Genomic DNA, 19437 nt, shown 5'->3' on the forward strand with positions numbered 1-19437 from the left:
TATTGAACAAAACATTATTAACCTGTAGTGTGCATTGAGTTATTAGCAAGGTAACCATTAGTTAATGAAAGCATTACCGACCCAGCTTCCCATTTTTATCCAGGTTGCCAAAACCGGTAGCTTTGCCAAGGCAGCAAGGGCACTGGGGATCTCCGCACCAGCAGTCAGCAAAGCCATTGGGAAACTGGAAGAAGAGTGGCAGGTTAAGCTGTTTCACCGCTCATCTCACTCATTAAGTCTGACTCAAATGGGCGAGCAGTTGTTTGATAGCCTCACGCCTTCTGTCGAATCTATCCAGCACACCATCGAGCGGATCACCGATGACTCGCAAAGCCTCAGCGGCACACTCAAGATCAACCTGCCCGCAAGCTCCATCGGGCAAGAACATATCCTGCCGTTGATCTTGGACTTCATGGAAGCCTACCCGGAGATCACCTGTGATCTTCATTTTGATGATCGCGTGGTGGATCTGGTTGAGCACGGTTTTGATCTAGGTATCGGCACTGCGATTAACCAAGACTCGCGCCTGATCGCGCGGCGACTGTTTGAGGTTGGTATCGGGGTTTTTGCGACTCCCGAGTATTTGGCTCGCCATGGAAAGCCCACCACCATCAAGGCGCTGGATGAGCACAAATGTATTCCTGTGCGCTCTATTACATCAGGCCGGTTCCACGGATGGCGGTTAAATGATGGTGAAGGCAACAAGCTCTACGAGCCCAAGGGCAAGCTTATCGTCAACCATTTCCGGGCTGCCAAGCAAGCCACCTTGGCCAGTGCCGGTATCAGCTGTTTGGGTACTTGGATGTTCAAGCAAGAGCTGGAACAAAACCAAGTGGTGCCGCTGCTAGAAAGCTACTGGGGAGAACCGATTCAAGTTTGGGTCTATTACTCTTCGAGGGAATACCTCCCAACTAGGGTCAGGACACTGATCGACTATCTAGTCAGCAATATTGATAAAGTGTTGTAGTTGAGGATCCATTTTGGCCAAAGAAGCTAAAACTAACAAAACCCAAGAAACCAAAACAAAAGAGCGCAATACCAAAGAGCCTAAAACGATCCAGTCCATTGAGCGCGGCTTTGCCATGCTTGAGCTACTCTCGCACGCAGACAAACCGCTATCCCTGCAGGCAATCAGCCAGGCTTTATCCCTAAGCAAGAGTACTGTGCACGGCATCCTTGCGACAATGAGCAACCTTGGCTATGTCAACCGCAGCAAACAAGGATATGCCCTTGGCCTACGTTTGAGGGAGCTATCCAAACCATTAGAGCAACATGACGAGTCTATCCGCCAACACTTTTCCCCTTTGCTCAAGCATATGGCGCAGCTGACCGACAATACCGCTTACCTCGCCGTTCAAAGCGGCAGCCAAGAATACCTATATATTGATGCGATTGAACGAGCTAACCCTCTGACTATCCGCAGCCCACGAGGCAAACGAGAGGGCCTGGCAACATCAGCGATTGGCAAGGTATTTCTAGCTTTTGATGAGGAGTTGAAACGCTCTCTGCGTTTGGGCGGTCAAATCACCCCAACCTTAGAACAAGAGCTAGACCAAGTGAAAGAGCAAGGCTACGCCTTGGATTTAGAACAGGCAGAGCCCAACCTCAATTGCTTAGCTATTCCCCTGTACCTCGATGGAAAGCTAACGGCGGTGGCTGGGGTCAGCGGGGCGGCCAATGAGCTCAACCAAGCCCGCTTAGTGCATTTTGCCAGGGTGTTTTTGAAGCATTAATCCAAATAAAAAAATACCGGCACTTCCTGCCTAATGAAATAGTCAGGGTGCCGGCTAATTGCTAATGACAAAAGCTGAAAAAGTGAATGTTTTATACCAACCTAAATAAGTATTTGCTCAATCTTGCTTGTTAAAATTGCTGTTCTCTGTGTTAGAGATTTTGAAATTAGACCCGCTAGTTCCAGCAATCTCTGCCTTGATAACAACAATTTTTCCTGCGCAATATATAGCCCAATTACTTATCCAGATTGGTATTAATGAACTTACAAGGAGTAAAAAGTTCAAGGTTTACAAGGTTTACAAGGTTTACAAGGTTTACAAGGTTTACAAGGTTAAAAAAACACTAGTCTCTGCGCCGTGCACGAATAAATGCACTGGCAACTAAAATTTGGCAAAAATGGGCAACATCGCTGTAGCTACGCAATGAATAAACACCGCGGCCGTATTTGCCACCACTGCCGTCCTCACCACATTCCCACTGGTGGACCTGGATATATCCCGATGAATTATTGGCAACAATTTTATATGCCACAGCGTGGTGGTTATCGGTGAACAGCTCGAAAGTCCGTTCACCTTCACCGACCTCATAGCCTTGCTCGAGGCCGACTAACTTAATTTGTTCAACTGCAAAATCAAAATCCATATATACCCTTCAATTTGACTCTCACATCCCTCCCCCCACAAGGTAATAAGCATGGCGTGAGAGTTAAATTACCCTCTATCCCACTATGTCCTTTGACAGATGCAATATAGACTCTGGAACAATGCAAGAGTCAACGCACTTTTTTAAATATTCCGATTTATTGACTTACAGATAAACTCAGCTGGCGATCAAATTGAATGGCCTCAGCAAAGTCTCGGTCATGGCTCACCAAAATAAAAGCCCCTCTATATTGGTTAAGAGCCTTCTCTAATTGCAACTTGGCATCGATATCCAAATGGTTGTCAGGCTCGTCGAGCAGCAGTAAAGGCTGCTCGGGAAGATGGCTGACCATCAATATCGCCAACTTCATTTTTTCCCCGCCACTTAAGTGTCTGACCTGGCGGTAGACACTGTCTCGGCGAAAGCCAATACCGGCCAGCAAGGTTCTGGCATCACTCTCACTAAGCCCATCGCAGTAGTCCATCAGGCACTCCAACATGGTGAACTCTGCACTGAGCAAGCTAAAGTGCTGGTCGAGATACTCCGTTTCCACATTGACTGTCATCACACTTGATGGAAGCGAACTTGAAGAAGATGGGCCAGCAGGCATTTCCGCTTGATGGTGAATCGCCTTGAGCAGGGTCGATTTACCGCAGCCATTGCCACCACGCAAATAACAGCGTTCAGACTGAGCGAGTGTTAAGTCAACAGGTTCCTTGGTGCCATAAGGCAACACATATCCTTCAAGCCTCAGCACGGTGTTTTTCTTGTGCTGGCCGAACTCCGCTAAATGCAAATGGCGGGGCTTTATCGCTTCCTGCAGCTGTTGCAGTTCGGAAAGCTTTTGCTGATTACGCCTAAGCTGGTTCTGTTGGTTGATTGCTGCCGCAGATTGGCTTTGCTCCGCTTTGTTTTTCATCGCATCAAGTAAGATTTTAGGTTGGCTGCCTGACTTTCTCAGCCGAACGCCTTGTGCCTGGCGCTGCTGGGCTTTTTCCTTGCTCGCTTGCTGTTGCCGCTCAATTTTCTTCCGCTCTGATTTGAGCTGGGTGATCTGCCTATCGAGTGCATTTTCCTTGAGACTATGCTGGCTATAAAAGCTATCGTAGTTACCCTGGTAATACTGCATGCCCAAGCTGGTTAGGTGGTAAATCCCCTCAACATGGCGCAGCAAGGCCCGGTCATGGCTGACCACTAACACTTTGCCATTAAACTGCTTCAATTGGCCAATGAGCCACTGCCGACCTCTCGCATCAAGGTGGTTGGAGGGTTCATCAAGCAGCAAGATATCAGCATGCGATTGAAACAGTTGATGTAACTGCAACAGAGCCAGTTGCCCGCCACTCAGATCACGGCACAGAGTCTCTGGTGAAGCCGGCAGCCCGAGTTCTACCAGCAACTGCTGGGTACGCGTAGCGGCCTCCCAGTCTTCAGCAATAATGTCGAAAATATGGTCATCACACTGGCCTTGCTCAACAGCCTTGATTGCGTCCAGCTTATTGCTGACACCTAGAAAATCAGCGACTGTCTGTGTACCTGTCAGTAATTTTGAAGGTTGCTGAGAATAATGGCCGACCTGTCCCTTACAAGACACATCACCTTTGGTCGGCGTTACTTTGCCAAGCAGTAATGATAACAACACCGACTTGCCCACGCCGTTGCGGCCGACCAAGCCGGTCAGTTTGTCATTCAAGCTGATGTTGAGGTTGTTAAAAAGCCACTCCCCAGTGTCTAACTGAAAAGCTAATTGATGGGCGATTAATGCAGGCATAAATACCTCCCTTTAAAACGAATAAAGGGGTTACGTCTTTCTACGCCAATAGAATGACCAGGCAGTTACTTTGATCCCACTGTGCGCTCGAACAAACATTCAGATGCCGGCAAAAAGCCTTAGAAACAAGCGCAAATAGATATTGTTGATAGAGAAGATATGACGAAGTAACGCCCACTAACCCCGAGAGTCCAAGATGATAAAAACTGGCTGTCAGGAAGTTAGTTGTTCATGTCGGCGTTAGCTCCTAAAGAAATGTTGAGGGAATTTTATACACAGTAGCTGGCGCTTAGCAAGCAAATCACAGACCAAGCGCCGAAAGTGTCGTATCAGTCCAATTTGGTAAATGACTACTAAGAGGCCAAATTATTCTGCTCGGCGTAGCCTGACAGCTCAGCAACACCACCTTTTACCAACAGGGGGATCGCCTGCTCAATGTGTTCGATAGGCCAGTCCCACCAGGCAAGTGTCTCAAGCTTGGCAGCCTCCTCAGCAGAGTAACGCTGGCGGATCACTTTGGCAGGGTTGCCTCCCACAATGGCATAGGCCGGTACGTCTTTGGTGACAACCGCTTTCGAACCGATGATCGCGCCGTTGCCAATGGTCACGCCGGGCATCACGGTGACTTCGTTACCGAACCAGACATCATTGCCTACCCGGATATCTTTATACTGCTTGAACGGGTAATCACCCAGTGGCATTGCCTCGGCCCACTTCCCACCAAACACCGCAAACGGGAAGGTGGTCACCCCAGACGTCGCATGGTTAGCATCAGCCATGATGAACTTAGTACCGTGGGCTGTAGCGCAAAACTTGCCAATATGCAACGAGGTACCAGAAAAGCCAAAGTTGTACAGCACATTCTCAGCAAAGAACTTGCTTGGGTCGTCAAAATCACTGTAATAGGTGTAATCGCCAACCGTAATGTTGTCTATCTCACTCTGCGCCAGTAACGGTTTGAGAAGCAGTGTGTTGGTAAAACCTTCAATGGGGTACAGCTTTTCTGGATTCATATTTGCTCGCAATCAACTTAAGTCACTCGATTTTATACCAAAACAGTCATGTTGCTTTCGCGGATTTGTCACATAAAGTAGGCATGATTATTCCCGCATTCGGAAAATCATAACCACTTAAGATCCGTTTATCGTTCTATTTTTTAGCTCGTAACACTATGGTGTTGCGAGCTTTTTTTCATCACCTATAAATTGGCCCACAAGGCGACTAGCAAAACCTTTATGTCTTTGGCATTCTATGATGCTGCGCTCATTTTACCGCAGTGGCTGCACCAGCAGTTTCAATAAATTAAATAGGTAAAATATGAAGTTTCCACAAACACTTCCAAGCACTCATCAGCAGCTTCTAGAAAAAATCATTGCGACGTTCTCGCAGGATCCTCGCATTCTCGGCATTGGGGCCAGCGGCTCGTTCACTTCTGATTCCATGGACAAATACAGCGATCTCGACCTAGTTATCGCGATTGAGCCCACTGAGTTCGACGCCATCATGAAAGAGCGTTTTGAGCTCATTGACCGCATTGGGGGCAAACTCGCTGCCTTTACGGGTGAACACGTCGGTGAACCTCGTCTGGTTATTGCCCTATTCGAGCCAAATACTGTGCATGTCGACTTCAAATTCGTTGCCCTGCCAGATGCTGCTACCCGTGTTGATGAGACAAAAGTGGTGTGGGAACGGGAAAGTTACCTCTCGGATATCTTCCAACACTCCCTGCATCATTTCCCGCAGCCGGATCCACAATGGATCGAGGATCGTTTTTGGATCTGGACCCACTATGCAGCGACCAAAATTGCCCGTGGTGAGTATTTTGAAACCCTAGAGTTTATTTCCTTTATCCGCCAGGTTGTGTTGTCGCCATTGGCCCTGATGCAAGGCGGCTTTACCCCATTCGGTGTGCGCAAGGTTGAAAAATACCTGCCGGATTTTGCCAAGCAGCTTGAAGAAACGGTTGCGAAACCTGAACCGGCCTCTTTGACCAAAGCAGTGAAAAAATGTGTCGAGCTCTACCTTGAGCTGCGCGAGAAGGAAACGGTGAACACCAATGCCGAAGCCCAAGCCGTTGCGGTGGCCTACCTCAACAAAGAGTGTGGCGAGTAACCGCTCCTATTAATTCCAATCAATAAAATTAGAGCCTCATACGAGGCTCTAATTAGTATCTTTGCACATTAAACTCACCGCTAATGTCTGGGCCAGATAGACCGAGCAACTCAGCGAGCGGAAGCCTAAATTATCCCCTTCCTGCACCTCGAAGCAGACATCCATCTTGTTGCCCTGCTCCATCATCTGGTTATCAGTAATGGCAATAATCGGCACATTCATTTTGTGTGCCAGGTCGATAACATCGGTGGTTTCCGGTGCATAAGGGCTGAAGGTGAAAGTCACCAAGACATCTTTCTCGCTCATCAGGCGGGTCATTGGCGATAGCATGCCACCGTTGTCATCAACCAGCACAACGTCGTTGTTTGATTTCATCAAGGCATACCAGAGATAGAAAGCAACGGGATAAGCACGGCGCATCCCTTGGATATAAATCGTCTCTGCCCCTTCAAGCAAAGCCACAGCCCTATCCAGCTTTTGCGGTGATACCGTAATTTGCAGCTGCTCTAAAGCCTCTATGTTTGCCGCGCCGAAATCATGGAAAATAGCCGCAGCGGAATCAGGGCCAAATTCAGCCTCGTTTCTCGCCTTGCGCACCCGCTCTTTATAATCCCGTGGGCGGTTGAAGTAGTGATCGCGGAAGACAGCTTGCATCGAACTGAACCCAGAGAAACCCATCGCATTAGAAAAGCGGCTTAGGGTAGACAGCGGCACATTGGCCTGCTCGGCAATGGTCACCATGGTTTCAACAGCTACCAGCATTGGCTGGGCCATGGCAAAGTCAGCCACCTGCTGCAGGCGCGGACTTAGATCGTCGTAGCGACGGACAATATGATCTTTGAGGGTGTCTAAATCGGTGGGGACAAGCTCGGCTACTTCCATATATTGATGATCTCCTGCGAAAAAAATGCCCTGTATTAACAGGGCAAATGGTCACGACATTTATTACGACAGCAGTTTGAAATTACGAATCGCTTCTTCTTTCACCGCCGGCATTGCCTTCTTCATGAAGTAAATACGGTCAAATTTCTCAGGCTCTTCATTCATGAAATCACGTAAGCCATGGCCTAGCGCTTGGCGCAGGCAAGTACCGATGTTGAACTTCGATACACGAGTACGTTTAAGCACTTCCATGTCTTCGTTACGGATCCCACTCGTACCATGGATAACCAACGGGACATCTACCATGCTGGCGATCTTGTCCAGACGGCCAAAATCGATAGTACAAGTCGGCTCGGTCAGACGGTGTACATTACCTACAGAGACAGCCACACAGTCAGCACCACTTTCTTTGGCAAAACGGGCCGCTTCTTCTGCTTCGGTATAAATAGATTTGATGTGGTCACGGCCTTCGTCATAAGGCACAGAGCCAATCTCGCCTTCAACTGAAGCGCCCATTGCGTGGGCAACTTCTGCCACCGCGCGGGTACGGGCAATGTTTTCTTCCAGTGAAAGCTGAGAGCCATCGAACATCACTGAGCTGAAACCCGCCTTCAGGGCACGGTAAACGATCTCTTCCTCGTAGGTATGATCTAGGTGCAAGCATACTGGCACCGTGCTGTTTTTCGCCAAGGTCAGGAACATCGCCGCTGCGGTCTCAACACCGTAGAAATCAGCCACATCTTTGTTGCAAGCGAGGATCACTGGCTTGTTCACTTCTTCTGCCGCTTCTACCACGGCACGGGCATCTTCGTAGCCGAATACGTTGAAGCAAGGTACGGCATAGTCGGAGGCTGCAGCCTCAGGCAAAAGATCTTTTAGGTTAACGAGCATATTAGTAAGCCTCCGTGTTATTTGAACTTGGCGATCATGTCCTTGATGCCAGGGATCGTCTCTACTTGGTATTCGTGGTGCGGGTCAAAGTGCTGGATCAGCGACTTTTCTGTTTTGCCCACGATGATGGTGAAGTAATACATTTCGTAGCCAGGTGCCGCCACGCTTGGGTGGTAGCCTTTGTCGATAGCAATCACAGAGCCTGTGCGCACGTGGTACACCGGACCGAAATCGTCTTCGTGCTCGTACAGGAACTGGGCACCGAATCCGAAATCTGGGTTGAAACGGAACTGGTACACTTCTTCGTACAAGGTTTCTTTGCTGCCGTCAGGCTTAACGCGGTCTTCATCATGCTTGTGAGGAGGGAAACCAGACCAACCACCGGCACCGACTGTGAACAACTCGCTCACCAATAGGCGGCCACGGTTGTCAGAGTTTGACTGACCCAGTACGTGTTTGATCTTACGGTGGGTTTTGGTGTCATCAGAGCCGTACTGAACGATATCGACATTCTCTTCGCGGATGCAGAAAGGTTCCAGAGACTGCTCGAACTTACCGCCCGCAATCATCACATCAGCGGTGTCGCTAACACAATCAACGGTTGCGCTATAGCCAAGCGGGACATATACCGCTTCAGGATTACCATCCCACACCGATTTACGCTTACCGATGTTGTCGTATACTTCGGTCTTCTCGCCATTGGTCACTGTGATTGAACAGGTACCGCCAGCCAAGACGATGACAGATTCATAGCCCTCGACAACATGCTGGTGTTGTTCGCCCTGCGCTAGGCGAACTTGGTTGAAGTAACATAGAGGTGTCACTTCATCGTTAACGTCGATGATAGGTTGGTTCTTGTTATCAAACGGCGGGATATGCTTACCCATGGCTCTCTCCTCACTGCCTGACTTATTATTTTGATTCGCCAGTGCAGCCTTTAATTATCTGATTCTGTTAATTAACGCCTATCGCTATAGGCTTGGGGGAATAAAAAAGCCGGACCTCGATGGTTGTACCGATGGAAGACTGATAAGCCATGCGATACTGGCCCGGCGGACCAAAATGACCCTTCCTTAACGCTGCGCGCTAGTTAAAGGCTTTGCTCTCTGGTCTCAATAAAGTCGAATAGCTGCTCTTTGGTTGGCATCGCTTCGGTACAGCTGTTGCCGCTAACGTTAATCGCTGCTGCCGCTGAACCATGCTTGACGCCATCTTCCAATTCACCGCCATTTACCAGTGTCCAAATCAGGCCGCCAGCGAATGAGTCGCCCGAGCCAAATGGCTTCTGAACCTCAACGCGGAAGATACCTTGCTGGAACTTGTGGCCGTCGCGGCAGTAAACTTTAGAGCCAAACTCACCGGCTTTGATCACCACAACCTGGGTATTAGCTCGCAGGAAGCGCTCTGCCGTTGCATCGTCATCCTTGTTACCCGGTGCCAGCACGGTTTCCATCATGTCGAATTCTTCGCGGTTGCCGATAACGATATCGGACAAGCCAGCTGCGATGCCGTAGTAGATAGACGCGTCAACATCGGTGCGCCAAGAATACGGGCGGTAGTCAACGTCAAGTACAACCAGTGTGTTGCTGCGGCGCGCATGTTCCATCGCAATCAATGTTGCTTCACGGCTTGGGCTTTCAGAAAGCGCCGTTCCGGTTACCACCAACACTTTAGAGTTGGCGATGTACTCTGGGTCTACCTGCTCTGGCTTGATGGTCAAGTCAGAAGCGTTGTTACGGTAAATCAAAACCGTACAATCACTTGGCTTCATCTCGGTAAAGGCAACAGAAGTGCGCGAGCCCGAGTTGTCTGTCATCATGCCGTCTAGGTTGATGCCCTGGCCTGACATGTACTGCTTCACATAGCCGCCGAAGGCATCATCCGCAACACAGCCGATAAAGCCGACCTTGCCACCCAATTTGCTCACTGCGACTGCGATATTGGCAGCAGAGCCACCGACGAATTTTTCAAAACCTGAAATATCAGCCATGTCCGTGTTTGATTCACGGGCGTAAAGATCTACGCCCGCACGTCCCAACACGATGGCATCCAGCTTACGGTCTTGCTGAAGTGCAATCTTTGTCATGGTCCGTTCCTATTACTCGTAATCAACCCAAGCTGCGTTTTGGTCTGCTGACTCAACGCACTTCTCACATAGGCGTACGCCTTCGATACCGGCATCGATACCTGGGAACCAGATATCCGCAAGCGCTGCCTGGTCGTCGCGGTCTGCCGCGTCGAATGCCAGTGCAAAGCGGTGGTATAGGTTTGCCCAAGACTCGAAGTAACCTTCAGCATGGCCACCGCCAACACGGTTAGCGGCAACACCCGGTGCATCCTGGTGTAGGTAGCCCATGCCACGCTCTAGAATGCGTGGTGGCTCGCCCTGAACTTCGTAACGAAGTTGGTTTGGCTGCTCGTCCCACCACTCGATAGACGCTTTAGAGCCCACGATGCGGATCTTCTGTTGGTGCATAGAGCCAGAGTTAACCGCTGATGCCCATAGCGTACCAACTGCACCGCCTTTGAATTCCATCATCACGTGGGCGTTATCTTCTAGCGGCGTACGAGACTTGATGAAGCTCTGGCGCATACAAGATAGACGGTCAACCTCAAGGCCAGTCATCACTTCACATAGGTAGAAGGCGTGAGTACCGATATCACCCAGCACGTAAGTTGGGCCAGAAACCTCTGGGCTTACACGCCACTTCAGGCCTGGATCGTTTAGCTCGTACTCTTCGTTGTGGAAGCCGTGGGCGAACTGCATGTTGATCACGCGAACTTCACCTAGGTCGCCACGCTGAACCATTTCACGCGCCTGCTGTACCATTGGGAAACCGCTGTAGCCATACATCACGCCGATAACACGGTTGTTCTGTGCAGCGATTGTTTTTAGCTCTTCCGCTTCTTCCGTAGTGAAAGTGATTGGCTTTTCACACACCACATGAAGGTTGGCTTCTAGCGCTGCCTTACAGATTTCGTAGTGAGTAGAGTTTGGCGTTGCGATAGATACGGCTTGGATGCCGTCTTCGCGCTGGGCTTCTTGCTCGAACATCTCTTTGTAATTGGCGTAGCAACGGTCGCCGTCAAGGCCTAGGTTTTCACCGAAATCACGGCAACGTGCTGGGTCTAGGTCGAATGCACCGGCAACCAACTTGAACAGACCATCGCGCTGTGCGGCATTACGGTGCGAGTAACCGATCTGGCTACCACGACCGCCGCCTACCATTGCCCAGCGGATTGGTTGGTCAAAATGACGTTCTTCATTAAACATGGTTCACTCCTTGGCAGGTATCACAACCAGCTCATGCTTTATGTAGCCAGCTGTGATACCTGCGGGTAAATTATTGGAAATATTAAAATTTAAATGTTCGGAATTCGTTATTTACCAAGCTCTAAGGGCTTAGACACCGCGTCTCTGGGTCGCTCGGCCTTCTTCCCAATCCGCGACTTTCTTCGCGGTGTGCTCGTTGCGAGTCACTTCAGGCAGACCTACTTCCCACCAGCAGTCACACTTAGACCATGCCGCTGGTGATACTGGGTCGATATCAACCACAATCACGTAAGTGCGGTCAGCTTCTTTAGCGCGGGCGAATGCTGCATCGAACTCGTCGACAGAGGTCAGCTTCTCGGAAATCGCACCTTGTGCTTCGGCGTGCTTGGCGAAATCGACGCGGGCCAACTCGCCATCTGGGCGGCGGCAGTCTTCAAGCAGGTTGTTGAAAGACTCGTTACCAGTGTTGTTCTGTAGTTTGTTGATAACCGCGAAACCGCCGTTGTCACACACCACCACAATCATCTTGTGGCCAGTCAGTACTGATGAGTAGATATCAGAGTTCTGGATAAGGTATGAACCGTCACCAACCAGTACCACAACGTCGTTGTCTGGGTTGGCAATTTTCGCACCCCAGCCACCGGCAATCTCATAACCCATACATGAGTAACCGAAGTCGATATCGAACTTACCGATCTGGTAGTTCTGCCAGTTCATTGACAGCTCAGCTGGCAGGCCGCCCGCAGCAGTCAACACGGTGTCGCCTTTTTCCATTGACTTGTTTAGCTTGCCGATCACTTCCGCGTAAGAAGACATGCCCGGTAGCAGATCACCCTCTTGCGGGTGAGTACGGCGGTGAACCAGTTCTTTCCACTCGTCCGCTTCTGCTTTGGCTTTTGCCGACCACTCGTCACCTGAGCGCCAGTCGCCAAGTAGCGTAGACAGCTTGGTCATCGATGTTTTTGCATCGCCCAATACTGGGTAAGACATGTGTTTGATGGCATCGAATTTCGCCACGTTGATGCTGACCAGCTTCATCTCTGGGTTCTTGAACACAGTCCAAGAGCCAGTTGTGAAGTCTTGCAGGCGAGTACCGATAGCCAGTACCACATCCGCTTCGTTAGCCATGTGGTTAGCAGAATCAGAACCGGTAACACCGATTGGGCCTGCGTTCAGTGGGTTGTCTTGTAGCATAGTGGCACGACCGGCAATGGTCTCGACTACAGGGATATTATGTTTGCCAGCAAAATCCGCCAGCTCGTCAGTCGCCAGTGAGTAGTGCACACCGCCACCAGAGATGATCAGCGGCTTCTTCGCTTGCATCAGGATTTCTTTCGCTTCTTCCAGAACAACCATTTCAGGCTCTGGACGGCGGATGCGGTGTACTTTCTCGGCGAAGAACACTTCAGGGAAATCGTAAGCGACACCCTGGATATCTTGTGGCAGGCCAAGGAATACTGGGCCACAAGTGGCTGGGTCTAGCATGGTATCAAGCGCTTGCGGCAGTGTGTGCATTAGCTGAGATGGCGATAGCACGCGGTCCCAGTAGCGCGTTAGCGGCTTGAAGGCATCGTTTGAAGTTACAGACGGATCTTCGAAGTTCTCCGGCTGCTGCAAAACTGGATCAGGTAGACGGCTAACATACGCGTCACCAGCAATAAGTAGAAGAGGCAGACGGTTAGTGTGCGCGATACCGGCAGCGGTAACCATGTTGGTTGCGCCCGGGCCGATAGAGCTAGTTGCAATACCGATACGGCGACGTTGGTTAGCCTTAGCATATGCAATGGCCGCTGTTGCCATCGACTGTTCGTTCTGACCGCGCCAGGTTGGGATCTTATCTTCAATATTCTTTAGCTGCTGGCCAAAACACGTCACGTTACCGTGACCGAAAATCGCAAAGGCCGTACCGAAAAGTTGTTCTTTCTTTCCATCAATTTCAATCATTTGTGCTGCAAGGTACTTAGCAAGCGCTTCAGCAACAGTCAGGCGTACAGTATTCATTGTCTTCCTCGATAATCAGTACCCGATGGGGTATCCCTACCCCGGCCCACCTCCCAAATGGCGTTGCCGGGGATACTTTAGGGGGCTATCACCCCCAGGGGTTCTTTGTTACAGGCCGTACTTGTTCGCGTAGCCAGTGATGTTCTCGTAAGCTGTTTTAGCGAACGTCAGTGGGTGTGCTTTAGCAGGGTCTTGCTCTGCTTCAACCAGTAGCCAGCCTTTGTAGTCGCGCTCTTTCAGTGCAGCGAAAACGTCGTCGTAGTCAACGTCGCCAGTACCAGGAACGGTGAAAACACCATCAAGTACTGCGTTAAGGAATGATTTGTCTGCATCGCGAGCGGCGTTCATCACTTCTAGACGTAGGTCTTTAAAGTGCATGTGGCCGATGCGGTGGCCCCAGCGCTTGATCATAGTGACAGGATTACCGCCACCGTATGTGATGTGGCCTGTATCCAGTGTTAGGTGAACAGCATCGCCAGTCAGCTCCATCATGATGTTGATGTCATCTTCTGTTTCACAGATGGTGCCAACGTGGTGGTGGAAAGACAGCTTGATGTCGTGCTCGTTAAGTAGGTACTCAGCAACTGTTGTTAGCTTTTCACAGTACGCTTTCCACTCATCCATAGTCAGGATAACGCGCTTAGAAAGTGGCGTGTTGATATCGCCGTGAACCGTGTTGCTCACTTCACCAAATACCATTGCTTTACAGCCAGCCGCTTTAAGCAGTTTGATGTGCTCTTGCATCGCTGCGATTTCTTCTTCAGCGGTTAGCGTCATCAAGTTACCGCTGTACCAGCCTGAAGCCAGAACTAGGCCGTGCTTTTCTAGAAGAGGGATAAGAACTTCTGGCTCACGTGGGTATTTAGTACCTAGCTCAGTACCAGTGAAGCCCGCTTCAGCCATTTCACTCAAACATGTTTCCAATGGGATCTCGCCGCCCAGTTCAGGCATATCATCGTTAGTCCAAGTTAGTGGGCTGATTCCGTATTGCACATTGCTCATGTTTGTTCTCCAACAATAACTTAATAAAAAAATTTAACGTGATGAGATAACTTTATTGTTCTTCGGGTTATGTCTTTCTCACATAAGGTAAAGAACTTCGCTCTCTTCACCAGTTCGCTTAACTTGGAAATTACTATAACCAAAAAAATCAAAATGAAAAATATTTTTCGAACACTGAAAAGGATTTCATTTTTTTGGAAAAATCGGAAAAAGCCCAGTCGCCACGCGGCCTGAGATGATTTTTTGAGCAAGATCACAAACAAGCAAAAGGTAATAAAAACAATAATTTATATAGAATATTAATTTTGAAAAATATTTTTCTTAATTTGATCAAGATATCATTTACGAATAAAAACCCACTTTGGGTATGGTCGAATCAAGATCAACTCCATATGATAAAACCATCACCTTATGAAAAAATATTTTCAAAGCAACATATAACTACTACAGATAAAAGGGTGAATTAAACAGCCGATACCTATGCCCTACAGTAATGAGCGTATCGGACCGCTACCCAGCTCATGCTTATTCGATGGTTGAGTGAGAGAAGGGGAATAAATCAAGGAGCAACACATGTCACCCACAACCGCGGCAGAAGCCCGAAAACATAATTTTGCTTACATTATTCGAATTTGTTGTATCGCAGCCCTAGGGGGAATTTTATTAGGTTACGATACCGCTGTTATTTCAGGCGCTATTGGTCCTATCAGAGAGCACTTTGGCTTAACCCCAGCACAAACCGGTTGGGCTGTATCAAGTGTTGTTCTAGGTAGTATTATCGGTGCCGTCAGCGCCGGTTGGTCCGCACTAAAATACGGACGTCGTAAAACCCTCTTCATTGCCGCCATCCTCTTCATGATCTCCGCCATCGGTTCTGCGCTGGCAACCACTTTTACTTTCTACGTTATGCTGCGCATCGTCGGTGGTGTAGCCGTGGGCTTGGCCTGTGTGGTTTCACCAATGTACATGTCGGAAGTAGCACCGAAAGACTTCCGTGGCCGTGCCGTGAGTATGTTCCAGCAATCTGCCGTTGTCGGTCAAACCGGTGTTTTCTACGTTAACTATCTGATTGCAAAAGGCATGAGTGAAGCATGGCTGGTTGATATGGGCTGGCGTTGGATGCTGGGTTCTGAAATTATTCCTGCTGCGCTGTTTGCCGGTCTATTGTTCCTTATCCCTGAATCACCACGTTGGTTGGTACTAAAAGGCAAACTTTCTGAAGCCAAAGATACCCTATCGCGCATCTCTAACCCGAAACATGCTGACCAGCTGATCGGCGAAATTCAGGATTCACTGGCTGACTCCAATCAACCAGGCAAAAAACAAGTTAGCCTGCGCTCACCGCTTCTGTTCGCTATCTTGGTGATCGGTACCTTCGTTGCCGCAGCCCAGCAGCTGACCGGTATCAACGTCATCATGTACTACACACCGGAAATCCTACGCCCAATCACAGGCAGCACAGAGAATGCGCTGTTCCAGACCACATTCGTCGGCATCGTGTTCATCCTGGGTAATGCGCTGGGTATGTACCTGATTGATAAAGTTGGCCGTCTACCACTGATGAAATACGGTACGTTCGGCTGTGCCGTTGGTATGACAGTAGTTGGTTTCGTCCTCTACACCGGCACTGAAGGCTACGCTGCCCTATTCGCTCTGTGTCTATACGTTGTATCGTACGCAACCTCTTGGGGCTGTGCATGTTGGACTATGATTTCTGAAATCTTCCCGAACAGCATCCGCTCCCGTGCGATGGCTATCGCGGTAGGTGCGCAGTGGTTCACCGGCTTCCTAGTGACCCAGTCGTTCCCAATGCTGAACGAAAATGCCTTCCTGAAAGAGAACTTCAACGGCGCATTCAGCTTCTGGTTGTTCGCTGCCCTGTCGCTAATCTGTATGTTTGTGGTCGTGAAATATGTACCAGAAACCAAAGGCGTCAGCTTGGAGAAAATGGAAGAAGCTATGGCGAAGAAACTTGGCAAGAAAGTACCGGCAGCTGCTACTGAAGCTGAGGCTAGCGCTTAATCCATTCACTCTATCGAATTCCAATTGCTCCACATTTGGATGACAAACAGGCTTACCGAAAGGTAAGCCTGTTTTTTATTGCGGGGAGCTTCCGCTTGCTGGGTCAGCTTTTTGCAAGGATTTATCTTTGCAAGTATTCAGCTTTGCAGCATCAACTGGATATCTGGCGCTCTGTTGAGGCACGCTTTGACCAGCTCTGACAGCTGCGGCGCAAGGCCTTCGCGTTTGTAATACATGTAAAGCGGTAAGACCAAGTTCACTTCATCAATTGGCACACAGACACAGTTATCTTGGGCTATGAATTTGATGCACTTGGGAGCAATGGAGATCCCCAGCCCCGAAGAGACAGACGTCACCAGGTGGCGCATGTTATCCGGGTGGCAGGTGATATTGGGCGAGAAGCCATTTTCCTGACAAAGCAGTAAGATATGCTCATACATCTCTGTCCACTCATTAGGCTTGAACAAGATAAATCGCTCATTACGAAGCTCGCTAAGGGCCAGCGCCTTGCGCTCGGCCAGCGGGTGGTTCAGCGGCAAAATCGCCATTAGCCGGTCGGAGTAGATTTTCTCGACCATAAACTGATTACCATCCAGCTTTGGCTGGCGGCGGGAAAAGGCGATATCAATCTTGTTCTCGGTTAATGCCTGGTACTGCTCGTCAGCCGCCATTTCGAAAAGGTTGGCCTGGGTGTTGAGGTTGGTAGCCATGAAATTGCTCAGCAGCGTCGGCAAGAAGAACGAGCAGGCCGTCGCCAAATACCCAATATTGATTTGGCACTCCCCTTGCTCGGTGGTTTGCCCCACCAGCGATTTTACCCGTTGGTCATTGGCAATGATATTCAGCGCCTCAGGCAGCAGGACTTCTCCTGCCTGCGTGAGTTCAACCTGATGGGTTGTTCGTTGGAACAGCTTCACACCCAGTTCATTTTCCAGCTCGGACACATGGCGCGACACCGTTGGCTGCACCGTATGCAGCTCCCTCGCTGCAGCTGAAAAGTTCTTTAATTTTGCCACGGTTATGAAAGTTCTGAGTGTTTTTATGTCCATCCAACTGCCCATTCGCCATTTGTATTATTGTTATACATTAATATCATTTCCACGGATTAGTAAGGATCTCTATAGTGAAACGTGTATCAGGTCTCATGCTTTTTACCCGCATGGTTACTTGCACAAAACAACTACAAAAGGGATGAGACATCTCAACGTTGCCTTATAACACCTTTGCCCTATCACAATAGGAACCTACAAATATGGATATCGATATTCTTGTCGTACTCGTTTACTTCGTCTTTTTGATGAGCCTCGGCTGGGTCTTCCGCTCCGCTGCCGCCAATACTAGTGAATACTTCCGCGGGGGCGGCCGGATGCTATGGTGGATGGTGGGCTCCAGTGCGTTCATGATGGCACTGAGCGCCATGACCTTTACCGGCCTAATGGGTAAAGCGCTAACTAGCGGCATGTCAGTGGGCGTGGTCTTTATTGCCAATGCCCTCGGCTATTTCTGCAACTACCTCTTCTTTGCCGCCAAAGCGCGCCAGATGCGTGTGATAAGCCCACTCCAAGGTGTCAGACTGCGTCTGGGTAAAGTAAACGAGCAAGTCTTCACCTGGGCCAACGTGCCACTCAGCGTGCTTCAGGCTGCTATCTGGCTAAACGGCTTGGCGGTATTCACCAGTGCCGTTGTCGGTGTACCGCTTGAGCAAACCATTATCGGTGCCGGCCTGGTCGTGCTGTTCATGTCACTGGTCGGTGGTAGCTGGGCGGTTATCGCATCAGATTTCATGCAGATGATCATCATTACCGTGATGACCTTCGTGGCAGCCATGGTTGCAATTTGGAAATCTGGCGGTGTGGGTAACCTAATGGAAGTTGGCCTGCCAGCCCAGCAGCTTATCGGTGACGGCTACAGCTACACCCACCTATTTGTTGGCTGGTTTATCTGTATCTTCATCAAGCAGTTCTTCAGTACCAACAACATGGTTGACTCTTACCGCTTCATTGCCTCGAAAGATACCAAGAACGCCCGTAAGGCTGCGCTTCTAGCTTGTTCGCTGATGATCCTCGGCCCAATGATCTGGTTCTTGCCAGCCTGGTTTGTTGCCGGTAACTACCCAGACGTAGCAACTTGGGGCTTGGAAGGACTGGGCGACAAAGTAGCCGATGCGACCTACTACATCTTCGTTAGCCGTGAAATGCCTGTCGGTATGGTTGGCCTAATGCTAGCGGCAATGTTTGCGGCCACTATGTCTTCAATGGACTCAGCCCTGAACCGTAACGCTGGTATCATCCTGAAAAGTGTTTACGAACCTTACTTCTGTAAAGACTTCTCTGAAAAACACCTGATGATGGCTAGTAAAGTCCTCACTGCGGTATTCGGTGTGGTGATCATCGTAACAGGTCTGTTCCTCACCTCGCTAAAAGAATTCGGCCTGTTTGACCTGATGATGCTGGTCGGTACGCTGGTTGGCTTCCCGGTACTGATTCCTTCCATCATGTGTTTCTTCATCCGTAAAACACCTGACTGGGCTGGATGGGGCACAATCCTTGTCGGTATGGGCGTATCAGCCATCATCGCCTTCGGTATCACCCCGCAAACCATTGAAGCTGTCCTGGGCCTAGATGCACCAATCAGTGCCCGTGAATTTGCTGAGATGAAGTCTGTCACCCTGGGGGTTATTGGCCATATGTCTATTACCCTGCCGTTCTTTGTCCTATCGCGCTTCTTCTACAAAGAGCCATCGCCAGAGCGTGCAGCGGAAATCAACAAGTTCTTCAACAACATCGACACTGAAGTGGTGGTTGAAGATACGGAAGCGAGCATCCGCATGGATAACAAACAGCACGACATGCTGGGCAAGATGCTGCTGACAGCATCGGTATTCTTGGCTTCACTGGCCCTTGTGCCAAACCCATTGTGGGGCCGTGCACTGTTTATTGTGGTTGCCTCGATTGTCGGCTTTATTGGCTTCCTGCTGCTGCGCTCCAAGCGCAAGCTGGCCGGAGCGACCAATTCTGAGTTGGCAACCAACTAAGCGATTTACCAAACTCTTTTAGAAAACCAGTACTTTGAACAACCAATTATTTTGAACTACCAGAGATAGGTG

General features: G+C 49.6%; 16 protein-coding genes. 5 read left to right on the plus strand and 11 right to left on the minus strand.

Annotated features, from left to right (window positions below; genetic code table 11):
* Positions 1-64 precede the first annotated feature (64 nt).
* Positions 65-967, plus strand: a complete 903-nt coding sequence (locus ACXAD4_RS21990) for a LysR family transcriptional regulator (RefSeq protein ID WP_475244113.1) — start codon at positions 65-67, stop codon at positions 965-967.
* 13 nt (positions 968-980) lie between these two features.
* Positions 981-1733, plus strand: a complete 753-nt coding sequence (locus ACXAD4_RS21995) for an IclR family transcriptional regulator (protein ID WP_475244114.1) — start codon at positions 981-983, stop codon at positions 1731-1733.
* 343 nt (positions 1734-2076) lie between these two features.
* Here the strand turns inward: ACXAD4_RS21995 and ACXAD4_RS22000 are convergent, their stop codons facing one another.
* The 3 genes from ACXAD4_RS22000 to ACXAD4_RS22010 form a co-directional block, all read right to left on the minus strand.
* Positions 2077-2376 (minus strand): hypothetical protein, encoded by a 300-nt coding sequence (locus ACXAD4_RS22000; protein WP_475244115.1) that lies wholly within the window; start codon positions 2374-2376, stop codon positions 2077-2079.
* A 157-nt stretch (positions 2377-2533) separates the two neighbouring features.
* The gene (locus tag ACXAD4_RS22005) at positions 2534-4147 is read right to left on the minus strand and encodes an ATP-binding cassette domain-containing protein (RefSeq protein ID WP_475244116.1); all 1614 of its coding nucleotides are present in this window, start codon (positions 4145-4147) and stop codon (positions 2534-2536) included.
* A gap of 353 nt (positions 4148-4500) precedes the next feature.
* Positions 4501-5160, minus strand: coding sequence for a CatB-related O-acetyltransferase (locus ACXAD4_RS22010; protein ID WP_475244117.1), 660 nt, complete (start codon positions 5158-5160; stop codon positions 4501-4503).
* 304 nt (positions 5161-5464) lie between these two features.
* On the opposite strand from ACXAD4_RS22010, the gene ACXAD4_RS22015 reads away from it, so the two are divergent.
* A complete protein-coding gene (locus ACXAD4_RS22015) occupies positions 5465-6259 on the plus strand; it encodes an aminoglycoside 6-adenylyltransferase (RefSeq protein ID WP_475244119.1) in 795 nt (264 codons plus the stop codon).
* Between the two features lie 48 nt (positions 6260-6307).
* Here the strand turns inward: ACXAD4_RS22015 and ACXAD4_RS22020 are convergent, their stop codons facing one another.
* The 7 genes from ACXAD4_RS22020 to iolE all read right to left on the minus strand — a co-directional run bounded on the left by ACXAD4_RS22020 (position 6308) and on the right by iolE (position 14309).
* On the minus strand, positions 6308-7141 hold the full coding sequence (locus tag ACXAD4_RS22020) for a MurR/RpiR family transcriptional regulator (RefSeq protein ID WP_475244120.1): 834 nt from the start codon (positions 7139-7141) through the stop codon (positions 6308-6310).
* Positions 7142-7204: 63 nt separating this feature from the next.
* Positions 7205-8032 (minus strand): class II fructose-bisphosphate aldolase, encoded by an 828-nt coding sequence (locus tag ACXAD4_RS22025; RefSeq protein ID WP_044620484.1) that lies wholly within the window; start codon positions 8030-8032, stop codon positions 7205-7207.
* Positions 8033-8049: 17 nt separating this feature from the next.
* Positions 8050-8919, minus strand: coding sequence for a 5-deoxy-glucuronate isomerase (locus ACXAD4_RS22030; protein ID WP_475244121.1), 870 nt, complete (start codon positions 8917-8919; stop codon positions 8050-8052).
* 203 nt (positions 8920-9122) lie between these two features.
* Entirely contained in the window at positions 9123-10118 is a 996-nt protein-coding gene (iolC, locus tag ACXAD4_RS22035) for a 5-dehydro-2-deoxygluconokinase (protein ID WP_475244123.1), read from the minus strand.
* A 12-nt stretch (positions 10119-10130) separates the two neighbouring features.
* A complete protein-coding gene (locus tag ACXAD4_RS22040) occupies positions 10131-11306 on the minus strand; it encodes a Gfo/Idh/MocA family protein (protein WP_475244124.1) in 1176 nt (391 codons plus the stop codon).
* Positions 11307-11435: 129 nt separating this feature from the next.
* Positions 11436-13307, minus strand: a complete 1872-nt coding sequence (gene iolD / locus ACXAD4_RS22045) for a 3D-(3,5/4)-trihydroxycyclohexane-1,2-dione acylhydrolase (decyclizing) (RefSeq protein WP_475244125.1) — start codon at positions 13305-13307, stop codon at positions 11436-11438.
* A gap of 108 nt (positions 13308-13415) precedes the next feature.
* A complete protein-coding gene (iolE, locus tag ACXAD4_RS22050; RefSeq protein ID WP_475244126.1) occupies positions 13416-14309 on the minus strand; it encodes a myo-inosose-2 dehydratase in 894 nt (297 codons plus the stop codon).
* A gap of 573 nt (positions 14310-14882) precedes the next feature.
* On the opposite strand from iolE, the gene ACXAD4_RS22055 reads away from it, so the two are divergent.
* A complete protein-coding gene (locus ACXAD4_RS22055; protein WP_475244127.1) occupies positions 14883-16331 on the plus strand; it encodes a sugar porter family MFS transporter in 1449 nt (482 codons plus the stop codon).
* Positions 16332-16468: 137 nt separating this feature from the next.
* On the opposite strand, the gene ACXAD4_RS22060 is transcribed toward ACXAD4_RS22055, so the two are convergent.
* On the minus strand, positions 16469-17392 hold the full coding sequence (locus ACXAD4_RS22060; protein ID WP_475244128.1) for a LysR family transcriptional regulator: 924 nt from the start codon (positions 17390-17392) through the stop codon (positions 16469-16471).
* A 191-nt stretch (positions 17393-17583) separates the two neighbouring features.
* Here ACXAD4_RS22060 and ACXAD4_RS22065 point away from each other — a divergent pair, with 191 nt between their 5' ends.
* Positions 17584-19365 (plus strand): sodium:solute symporter family transporter, encoded by a 1782-nt coding sequence (locus ACXAD4_RS22065; protein WP_475244129.1) that lies wholly within the window; start codon positions 17584-17586, stop codon positions 19363-19365.
* Positions 19366-19437 lie beyond the last annotated feature (72 nt).

The sequence above is a fragment of the Photobacterium sp. AWH4_225 genome, assembly GCF_056158405.1.

What these genes read in the sequence shown, in the direction of transcription:
- ACXAD4_RS22040 (WP_475244124.1), bottom strand. Translation starts at nt 11,306, where the DNA reads ATGTTTAATGAAGAACGTCATTTTGACCAACCAATCCGCTGGGCAATG.
- iolD (WP_475244125.1), bottom strand. Translation starts at nt 13,307, where the DNA reads ATGAATACTGTACGCCTGACTGTTGCTGAAGCGCTTGCTAAGTACCTT.
- ACXAD4_RS21990 (WP_475244113.1), top strand. Translation starts at nt 65, where the DNA reads ATGAAAGCATTACCGACCCAGCTTCCCATTTTTATCCAGGTTGCCAAA.
- ACXAD4_RS22065 (WP_475244129.1), top strand. Translation starts at nt 17,584, where the DNA reads ATGGATATCGATATTCTTGTCGTACTCGTTTACTTCGTCTTTTTGATG.
- ACXAD4_RS22005 (WP_475244116.1), bottom strand. Translation starts at nt 4,147, where the DNA reads ATGCCTGCATTAATCGCCCATCAATTAGCTTTTCAGTTAGACACTGGG.
- ACXAD4_RS22055 (WP_475244127.1), top strand. Translation starts at nt 14,883, where the DNA reads ATGTCACCCACAACCGCGGCAGAAGCCCGAAAACATAATTTTGCTTAC.
- ACXAD4_RS22015 (WP_475244119.1), top strand. Translation starts at nt 5,465, where the DNA reads ATGAAGTTTCCACAAACACTTCCAAGCACTCATCAGCAGCTTCTAGAA.
- ACXAD4_RS22000 (WP_475244115.1), bottom strand. Translation starts at nt 2,376, where the DNA reads ATGGATTTTGATTTTGCAGTTGAACAAATTAAGTTAGTCGGCCTCGAG.
- iolC (WP_475244123.1), bottom strand. Translation starts at nt 10,118, where the DNA reads ATGACAAAGATTGCACTTCAGCAAGACCGTAAGCTGGATGCCATCGTG.
- iolE (WP_475244126.1), bottom strand. Translation starts at nt 14,309, where the DNA reads ATGAGCAATGTGCAATACGGAATCAGCCCACTAACTTGGACTAACGAT.
- ACXAD4_RS22020 (WP_475244120.1), bottom strand. Translation starts at nt 7,141, where the DNA reads ATGGAAGTAGCCGAGCTTGTCCCCACCGATTTAGACACCCTCAAAGAT.
- ACXAD4_RS22060 (WP_475244128.1), bottom strand. Translation starts at nt 17,392, where the DNA reads ATGGGCAGTTGGATGGACATAAAAACACTCAGAACTTTCATAACCGTG.
- ACXAD4_RS22010 (WP_475244117.1), bottom strand. Translation starts at nt 5,160, where the DNA reads ATGAATCCAGAAAAGCTGTACCCCATTGAAGGTTTTACCAACACACTG.
- ACXAD4_RS22025 (WP_044620484.1), bottom strand. Translation starts at nt 8,032, where the DNA reads ATGCTCGTTAACCTAAAAGATCTTTTGCCTGAGGCTGCAGCCTCCGAC.
- ACXAD4_RS22030 (WP_475244121.1), bottom strand. Translation starts at nt 8,919, where the DNA reads ATGGGTAAGCATATCCCGCCGTTTGATAACAAGAACCAACCTATCATC.